The sequence below is a fragment of the Dietzia sp. SYD-A1 genome, assembly GCF_015356725.1.
In the GTDB taxonomy this organism is placed as follows: Bacteria; Actinomycetota; Actinomycetes; order Mycobacteriales; family Mycobacteriaceae; genus Dietzia.
The window spans coordinates 1-7,582 of record NZ_JADDKI010000407.1 but is presented as its reverse complement, the minus strand read 5'-3'; the positions used below and the strand labels follow the sequence as shown (position 1 = coordinate 7,582).

The following is a 7,582-nucleotide window of genomic DNA, read 5'->3' as shown; positions in this document are numbered from 1 at the left end:
CCGCCGCGCCGAGCGACTGGCCGGCCTGGCCGCCGAGGTGCCCGGGTTGGTGCCGGTCGAGTGTGACATCACGGATCCGCAGGACCGCGCCCGGCTCGTGGCCACGGCGTCGGAGGTGGGCGGCGGGGTCGACATCCTGGTCAACAACGCCGGTCGGCCCGGCCCGCCCGACGCCCTCTCCGAGAGCGCGGAGGAGTTCGACGACATCCTGCGCGTCAACCTCACCTCGGGATTCCACCTGTCCGCCGCGGCCGTCAACGCCCTGCCCGAGGGGAGGGGGTGTTCGATCATCAACATCTCGTCGGTGATCGGACTGGTCTCCACGGCGCCGATCGGGGGCGCGGGCTACGCGGCGTCCAAGTCCGCGGTCATCGGCGTCACCCGCGAGCTCGCCGGCCAGTGGGGCCGACGCGGCGTGCGGGTCAACGCGGTGGTGCCCGGGTGGTTCGACACCGAGATGACCGACGGGCTGTTCGCCAACGAGAAATCCGCGACCTGGGTGCGCCGCAACACCATGCTCAACCGCGGTGGCCGCGCGGGTGAGGTCGACGGCGCGGTGCTGTTCCTCGCCTCCGACGCCGCGAGCTACGTCACCGGACACGTCCTCACCGTCGACGGCGGGTGGACGGCGCGATGACACCTCCGACGTCGGGAGTCGCGCTGCCCGCGACCATGCGGGCGTGGCGTCTGCACGAGTGGGGGTCGGGCCCCAGGCTCGACCGCATCCCCGTGCCACGCCCCGGGCCCGGTGAACTGCTCCTCAAGGTGGACGCCGCCGGGTTGTGCCACTCCGATCTGCACATCATGGACTCGCCCGAGGGGCGATTGCCGTACACGCTCCCGTTCACCCTCGGCCACGAGGTCGTGGGCACGGTGGTCGCCGTCGGCGACCGCGCCGACGAGAACCGGGTCGGGTTGACCTACGCCGTGCACGGAGTGTGGTCGTGCGGTGAGTGCCGGAAGTGCCGGAGCGGGCGGGACAACTACTGCGTCCGCCTCGAGGGCGCGATCGGCGGCGGGATCGGGCGCGACGGGGGACTGGCCGACTACATGCTCGTCCCCGCGGCGCGACACCTCGTCTCCGTCGACCCCACCACGGGATCGGCCCTCGCCCCGTTGACCGACGCCGGACTCACCGCCTACCACGCGGTCCAGTCGCAGCCCGCCACCGTGAGGGGATCGGTGGTCGTGGTGATCGGGATCGGCGGGCTCGGCCACCTCGCACTGCAGGTGTTGAGGTCCCGCTCGCCCGAGGTGGTGGTGGCGGTCGACCCCCGCGAGAGCGCCCGGGCGCTGGCCACCGAGCTCGGTGCCGACCACGCTGTCGCCTCGGTCGGCGAGGCCGCCGAGGTGGTCGACCGGCTGGCCGCGGGCACGGGCGCCGACCTGGTCTTCGATTTCGTCGGCGCGCAGGAGACGGTGGCGGAGGGCGCCCGCATGCTGGGCACCGGAGGAGGACTCACCGTGGTCGGTTCCGCGGGCGGGGCCCTGACGGTGGACAAGCAGGGCGCGGTCCCTCGCGGGTGGCGGGTCTCCGCACCCTTCTGGGGCCCGCACGCCGACCTCGCCGCCGTCCTCGCCCTCGCGGCCGAGGGGGAGATCGTCTCGGTCGTCGAGGAGCGCACGATGGACGAGGTGCCCGCGGCCTACGAGGATCTGCGACACGGTCGGGCATCCGGTCGCCTCGTCGTCGTCCCCGGAACCGACCCGTCCGCGGCGTGACATGCCGTCGGACCACTGATCGCTTAGGAGAAGCCCAATGAAGCAGCTCGCCCAGGACGTCATCGACCGCGCGGCCCGCACGCCCGGTGACGTCGCCGTGGTGGACGGGGACGGTGCCCACGACCTCGGGGAGATCCTCGCCGGGGCGCGGGCGCTCGCCGGGGTGATCGAGGCCGCGGTGGACGGCCCGCCGACCGTCCTCATCCGTGCGGACAACTCGTGGCGGACGGTGTCGGCCGCAGTGGCCGTGGGACTGGCCGGCGGAATGCTCGCGGTGATGAGCGGACACGCGACGCGCTCGGAGTTCGATCTCGCCGCAGAGGAACTGCGGCCGGACGTCGTGGTGGCCGCCACCGACACCGCCGAGGTGTGGGGGCTGGCCGAGCACGGGTTCGTCGAGGTCGGCCGGGCACTGGACGGCTGGGTCGTCGCGGGGCCGGCGGACGGTCGTTCGAACGGGGTCGACCGCTGGAACGGGGGAGCGGTGGCGGCCATGACCTCCGGGTCGACCGGCCGCCCGAAGTGTGTGATCCAGACCGAGGACGCCCTGCGCTACGCATGCCGCTCGACGATCGAGGCCGTGGGCCTTCGGCCCGGTGACCCGGTGGGTGCGCTGGTGCCGCTGTCCTCCGCGGCCGCGATCTGCTTCGGGATGTACCTGCCGACCATGCTCGGCGGCGCGATGGTGGCCTTGGACAGGTGGAAGCCGGAGACGGCGGTCGCGCTCCTGCGCGAGCACCGCGTGGCCTGGACGATGCTGGTCCCCACCATGGCTCTGCAACTCACGTTGGTCGACGGTGCCGAGGGTGCGCTGTCGGCGATGCGGGCCATGACCGTCGGCGGCGGCCCGATGAACCAGAAGGCGCTGCACGACGCCGAGGTCACCCTGGGTACGACCCTGCTCCGGGTGTTCGGGATGTCCGAATGCCTGGGTCACACCACCCCGTCCCCCTCGGACGAGGTGGAGGTGCGCCTGGGACGGGATGGACGCCCGTTCCCCGGGACCGAGGTGCGGGTGGTGGACGCCGCCGGTGCCGTGCTCGAACCGGGTGAGCTCGGGTCCCTGCAGGTACGCGGGCCCTCGCTGTTCGTGGGGTACGCCCGCGAGGGCGCCCCGGTCGCGCCCGACGTCAATGCCGACGGCTTCCTGTCCACCGGCGACAGGGCGGTGATCCACGACGACGGCAGCGTGAGCATCCGAGGGCGCGAGAAGGACCTCATCATCCGCGGTGGACGCAACATCGACATCAACGAGGTGGAGAGCGCGCTCGCCGCCATCCCGGGGATCCACCAGGTGTGCGTGGTCCCGGTGCCCGACCCGGTACTCGGAGAGCGGACGGCGGCACTCGTCGTGTCGGAAGGTGAACCGCTCGGACTCGAGCAGATCCGTGGGCACCTGGAGGCGGCGGACTTCCCGAAGTTCAAGTGGCCCGAGTTCGTACGGTCGGTCTCCGTGCTCCCGCAGTCCAGGGTGGGCAAGTTGGACCGCAAGGGAGCGGCGACCCTCGCGGCGGAGATGTTCGCGGACTGATCGGTTCGGCGGGACGGCGAGGTCACCTGTGGTGTGGATCGATACCACTGTGACCTGAACTCACTTTCGCTTAACCTGGACGGATCATCACTCACATGGGGGTAAAGGCGATGGCGCCAACAAAGACCGAGGGCCCGAGATCCAAAAGGAACGTCATCCTCGAGGCGGCCGTGGCGAACTTCGGCAGCGTCGGTTACGAGCACACGAAGTGGGCGACCATCGCCGGCGAGGTGGGGATCGGGCAGACCGCGCTTTACCACTACTTCGAGTCCAAGGCGCACTGCCTGCTCACCATCATGAGCGCCGAACTCACCAGGTATCACGAGCGCTTCACGGTGGCGGTCGAGGGAGTGGGCGACGCCGAGACCGCGCTGCGGGCGGCGATCTCCAGTGCCTACGACATCACCGAGACCGAGGCGCTCCAGGCGCGGATCCTTCTCCACCACATCGACATGCTCGCCACCCCTCGCTCCTCCGAGCGGGAGGAGGAGGAGCGGGTCAGGGCACGTGAACTCGTCCGGGTGGTCGAGCGCGACTGGACCGGCCTCCTCGAGCGCGGGATGGACTCGGGGGAGTTCCCCCGGCGCGACCCGGTCGAACTCGGGAGGTTCGTCCTGGGCCTGATCAACTCCGTGTGGAACTGGTACCGCCCCGGCGGCAGTCGAACCCTGCCCGAGGTCTCGGACTCGGTCATGGGGGCGTGTTTCCGGCTGGTGCACTGAGGCGCTCCGGTCCGCGCGGGGGCCGCGCAACAGGGGTCTTCGGCATCCCGCGGTGGTACTGTGACACCAATTCCTGAAGTGAATTCAACTATGGAGGTATCGTGTACAACCTCATCGTCATGGCGTCGAAGCCCAGCGACTGGACTCACGAGGAGTTCATCACCTGGTGGCGCGGGGAGCACGCCGAGGTGACCTATCCGCTGCCCGGTCTGCGCCGGTGGTCGCACACCGCGGTCAAGGAGACCGGTCCCACCAGGCACTCCCTGGGATGGGACGGTGTGTCGGTTCTCAGCTTCGACTCGAAGGAGGCCTACGACGCCATGCTCGAGAGCCCGGAATGGGCGAAGGCCGCGGAGCACGTCGGCTCCATGGGAGGTCGCGCCATCATGGTGATGGGCGAGGAGCAGGTCATGGTCGGCGACTCGTGACCGCCTCGGGAGCGGACTGGGCCGAACTCGGGTGCCATCCGGTGGCCGAAGGTGTCCACCGGATCCCGCTCCCGATGCCGCAGGACGGCCTGCGTGCGATCAACGTCTACGTGGTCGAGGGCCCGCACGGGGTCTCGCTGATCGACGCCGGGTGGAACGTTTCGGGCAACCTCGAGATCCTGCGCGGCGGTCTGAACTCGGTCGACATCGGGCTCGACGAGGTGACCGACGTCCACGTGACGCACATTCACCGCGACCACTACACGATGGGGCCGGAGCTCCGCAGGCGCGTCGGGAGCCGCATCCACCTGGGGGGTGGTGAGCGCCCCGGACTGACCGAGCTCCTCGAACTGCGCACCAGCGTCCCCACGGACTCGCTCGATCAGCTCCGACGGGCGGGAGCCGCGGAGATCGCCGAGGCGTCCCGTGTCGAGGCGCTCGCCGAGCCCTGGGTGGCCGAGGACTGGGAGTTGCCGGACACGTGGACCGAGGACGGCCCGGTGTCGGTGGCGGGACGGCCGATGCAGGCGCGGCGGACCGCCGGCCACACCAAGGGGCACCTCGTGTTCGACGATGCCGCCCTCGGCGTGACGTTCACAGGCGACCACGTGCTTCCCAGGATCTCCCCGTCCATCGGCTTCGAACTCGGTGGGTGGGACAACCCACTGGGTGATTACCTCGCCTCACTTGAGGCGATGCTGGACCGTCCGGACACGCTCATGCTGCCGGCGCACGGGCCGGTCGGAGGCAGCGTCCACGGGCGGGTCCGCGAGCTGCTCTCCCATCACGATTCGAGGCTGGACGCCACGCGGGCGCAGGTGGCCGCCCGGCAGGGGGCGACCGGGCTCGAGGTGGCCGCGGGACTTCCCTGGACCCGCCGCGAGCGCGCGTTCTCCTCGCTCGATGTGTTCAACAAGATGATCGCGACGTGCGAGACCATGGCGCATCTCGACGTGTTGGTGGCGTGGGGAGACCTCGTCGTCGACGAGGTCTCGCCCGCCGGCGTACAGCGCTTCGTCACCGCCTGAGGCGGGGCGGTGCGGGCTCAGCGCGCGGTCCAGCCGCCGTCCGCGTAGAGCTCGGCGCCGGTCATGAACCCGGCGTCGTCGCTGGCCAGGAAGGCCACGCAGCCGGCGATCTCCGCGGGGGTGCCGAGCCGTCTCATCGGGGTACCGGCGAGCATCCCGCGATGGCGCTCGCTGCCCTCGAAGCGCTCCAGGAGCTGGGGGGTCTCGATGAACCCGGGATGGAGGGAGTTCACCCTGACGCCCCTGGTGGCCCAGTGCATCGCGGCGTTCTTGGACATCGTCCGTACCGCGCCCTTGGCGGCATGGTAGGCGAAGCTGTTGCCGAAGCCGCCCACGCTGCCGAGGATCGAACAGACGTTGACGATCGCCCCGCCGCCGGTGCGTTCGATGGCGGCGCCGGCGTGCTTCATGCCCAGCCACACGCCGGTCTGGTCGACGTCGATGACGCGCTGCCAGTGCTCGGGGGACTCGTCCTCCACCGTCTTGAGGCTGCCGATCCCCGCGTTGTTGACCAGCACGTCCAGCCGGCCGTGGGCTTCCATGACGCGGTTCACCGCGGCGCTCCACTGCTCCTCGGACGCCACGTCGAGCTCCACCCGGAGGTGGGGTCCGACCGGGAGGGAGGAGGCCACCTCGTCGAGGGGGGTACCGGGCAGATCGGCGGCGACGACGACGGCGCCCTCGGCCGCGAGCCGGCCGCAGATCTCCGTGCCGATTCCACCGGTCGCACCCGTGACGAGCACGACGTGATCCTGAAAACGCTCCATGTGTTCGGCCTTTCCGGTGCCGGGGGGTGTACCGCTCGACAATAGATGAAGTGAACTGAATTCAGTATACGCCTCGGGTGGCCTCCCGGATCGGGTGCCGCTCACCCCTCGGCGGGGAACACCACCATGAGTGCCTCGGCGATGCATGCCGGCTTCTCGCTGCCCTCCACCTCTATCGCGTAGTGAACGCAGGCCAGGACGCCGCTGGCCTGCGCCTCCCGCGTCCACGCCACCCGGCCGGCAGCCCGGATCCTGTCGCCGGGTCGGACGAAGGAGGGGAACCGCACCTTGTCGAGCCCGTAGTTGATCGCGCGTCCGATGCCCTCGAACGTGAACAGTTCGGAGCTGAGGCGGGGGAGGAGTGACAGCGTGAGATACCCGTGGGCGACGGTCGACCCGATGTCCGACGCCGCCGCCCGTTCCCGGTCGACGTGGATCCACTGCCAGTCCTCGGTGACATCGGCGAAGGCGTTGATGCGGTCCTGGGAGACCGTGAACCAGTCACCGGCCCCGAGGTCGAGGCCGGCGGACGCTCGGAACTCGTCGACACCGTGGAATACGTGGGTCATGGATTCTCCTCTATCGAGTGGGCGGGCGGAGGGGCCGGCGTCTCGCACGGTATCGGGTACGAGCGGGGCGCGGCACCCGCTTCTCGAACTAGGTTCAGTAGAGCAGCGGCTACCGTTGGGGGGTGAACGAGGATAGCGGCCCGGACCGGCGGAGCCTGGCAGTCGGCTATGTCCCCGGTGTGCGACCCGACAAGTGGCTCACCCGGTGGCGCGAGCGCAACCCCGACGTGCCGATCACGGCGCGGCGGGTGGGTGACCCCCGGGCGGAGCTGGCGTCGACGCCGGGTTCGGGGGGTGTCGACGTGGTGTTCCTCCGTGAGGCCGACCACGCCCCCCGCTCCGCCCCGGCCGGACTGTTGCGTATTCCGCTGTACACCGAGACCATGGCCGTGCTCGCAGCGCGGGGCCACGAGATCGGCGTCTACGAGTCCCTGTCCCGGGCCGACCTGGAGGGGGAGCCGTGGCTCGACCCCGTCGACGCGATCACCGCGTCACCCGACGAGGTCTCTGCCGCGGTGGATCTGGTCGCGGCCGGAGTCGGACTATTGGTGCTACCGCAGCCGTACGCCCGCGCGCTGAGTCGTCGGGACGTCATCGAGCGCCCGTTGGAGGGCGTTCCCGCCACCCGCATGGGCGTCGCCTGGTCGTCGGACCGCGAGGGCGACGTGATGATCGACGAGTTCGTCGGCATCGTCCGCGGGCGGACCGCCGACACGTCCCGCAACGCCGGGGACGCACCGAAGGAGAAGCTGAACGCCCGGCAGAAGGCGGCGGCGAAGGCGCGGGCGCGGGGAGAGCGGGTACGGGACGAGCAG

At 70.7% G+C, this 7,582-nt stretch carries 9 protein-coding genes; 7 read left to right on the top strand and 2 right to left on the bottom strand.

The genetic code is table 11. From position 1 onward, the window contains the following. The 6 genes from IY392_RS14820 to IY392_RS14795 all read left to right on the top strand — a co-directional run. On the top strand, window positions 1–637 hold a 637-nt coding region (locus IY392_RS14820; RefSeq protein ID WP_194861622.1), incomplete at its 5' end, for an SDR family NAD(P)-dependent oxidoreductase. After that, on the top strand, window positions 634–1,722 hold the full coding sequence (locus tag IY392_RS14815; protein WP_228549466.1) for an alcohol dehydrogenase catalytic domain-containing protein: 1,089 nt from the start codon (window positions 634–636) through the stop codon (window positions 1,720–1,722). The genes IY392_RS14820 and IY392_RS14815, both read left to right, overlap by 4 nt. A gap of 37 nt (window positions 1,723–1,759) precedes the next feature. Next, entirely contained in the window at window positions 1,760–3,253 is a 1,494-nt protein-coding gene (locus tag IY392_RS14810) for a class I adenylate-forming enzyme family protein (protein ID WP_194861621.1), read from the top strand. Between the two features lie 95 nt (window positions 3,254–3,348). Further along, window positions 3,349–3,975, top strand: coding sequence for a TetR/AcrR family transcriptional regulator (locus IY392_RS14805; RefSeq protein ID WP_228549465.1), 627 nt, complete (start codon window positions 3,349–3,351; stop codon window positions 3,973–3,975). A 101-nt stretch (window positions 3,976–4,076) separates the two neighbouring features. Next, a complete protein-coding gene (locus IY392_RS14800; RefSeq protein WP_182612346.1) occupies window positions 4,077–4,403 on the top strand; it encodes an EthD domain-containing protein in 327 nt (108 codons plus the stop codon). Next, window positions 4,400–5,431: an MBL fold metallo-hydrolase gene (locus tag IY392_RS14795; RefSeq protein WP_231750287.1), complete on the top strand. Its 1,032-nt coding sequence runs from the start codon at window positions 4,400–4,402 to the stop codon at window positions 5,429–5,431. Before IY392_RS14800 ends, IY392_RS14795 begins: the two co-directional genes overlap by 4 nt. Before the next feature lie 17 nt (window positions 5,432–5,448). Here the strand turns inward: IY392_RS14795 and IY392_RS14790 are convergent, their stop codons facing one another. Next, entirely contained in the window at window positions 5,449–6,198 is a 750-nt protein-coding gene (locus IY392_RS14790; protein ID WP_194861620.1) for an SDR family NAD(P)-dependent oxidoreductase, read from the bottom strand. A 101-nt stretch (window positions 6,199–6,299) separates the two neighbouring features. Then, entirely contained in the window at window positions 6,300–6,767 is a 468-nt protein-coding gene (locus tag IY392_RS14785) for a MaoC family dehydratase (RefSeq protein ID WP_194861619.1), read from the bottom strand. A gap of 122 nt (window positions 6,768–6,889) precedes the next feature. On the opposite strand from IY392_RS14785, the gene IY392_RS14780 reads away from it, so the two are divergent. After that, window positions 6,890–7,582, top strand: a 693-nt coding sequence (locus tag IY392_RS14780) for a LysR family transcriptional regulator substrate-binding protein (protein WP_194861618.1), incomplete at its 3' end; no start/stop codon positions are given.

Bases quoted from the DNA above. Each gene is read 5' to 3' on its own strand.
- IY392_RS14815 (WP_228549466.1), top strand. From the start codon at position 634: ATGACACCTCCGACGTCGGGAGTCGCGCTGCCCGCGACCATGCGGGCG.
- IY392_RS14810 (WP_194861621.1), top strand. From the start codon at position 1,760: ATGAAGCAGCTCGCCCAGGACGTCATCGACCGCGCGGCCCGCACGCCC.
- IY392_RS14790 (WP_194861620.1), bottom strand. From the start codon at position 6,198: ATGGAGCGTTTTCAGGATCACGTCGTGCTCGTCACGGGTGCGACCGGT.
- IY392_RS14785 (WP_194861619.1), bottom strand. From the start codon at position 6,767: ATGACCCACGTATTCCACGGTGTCGACGAGTTCCGAGCGTCCGCCGGC.
- IY392_RS14805 (WP_228549465.1), top strand. From the start codon at position 3,349: ATGGGGGTAAAGGCGATGGCGCCAACAAAGACCGAGGGCCCGAGATCC.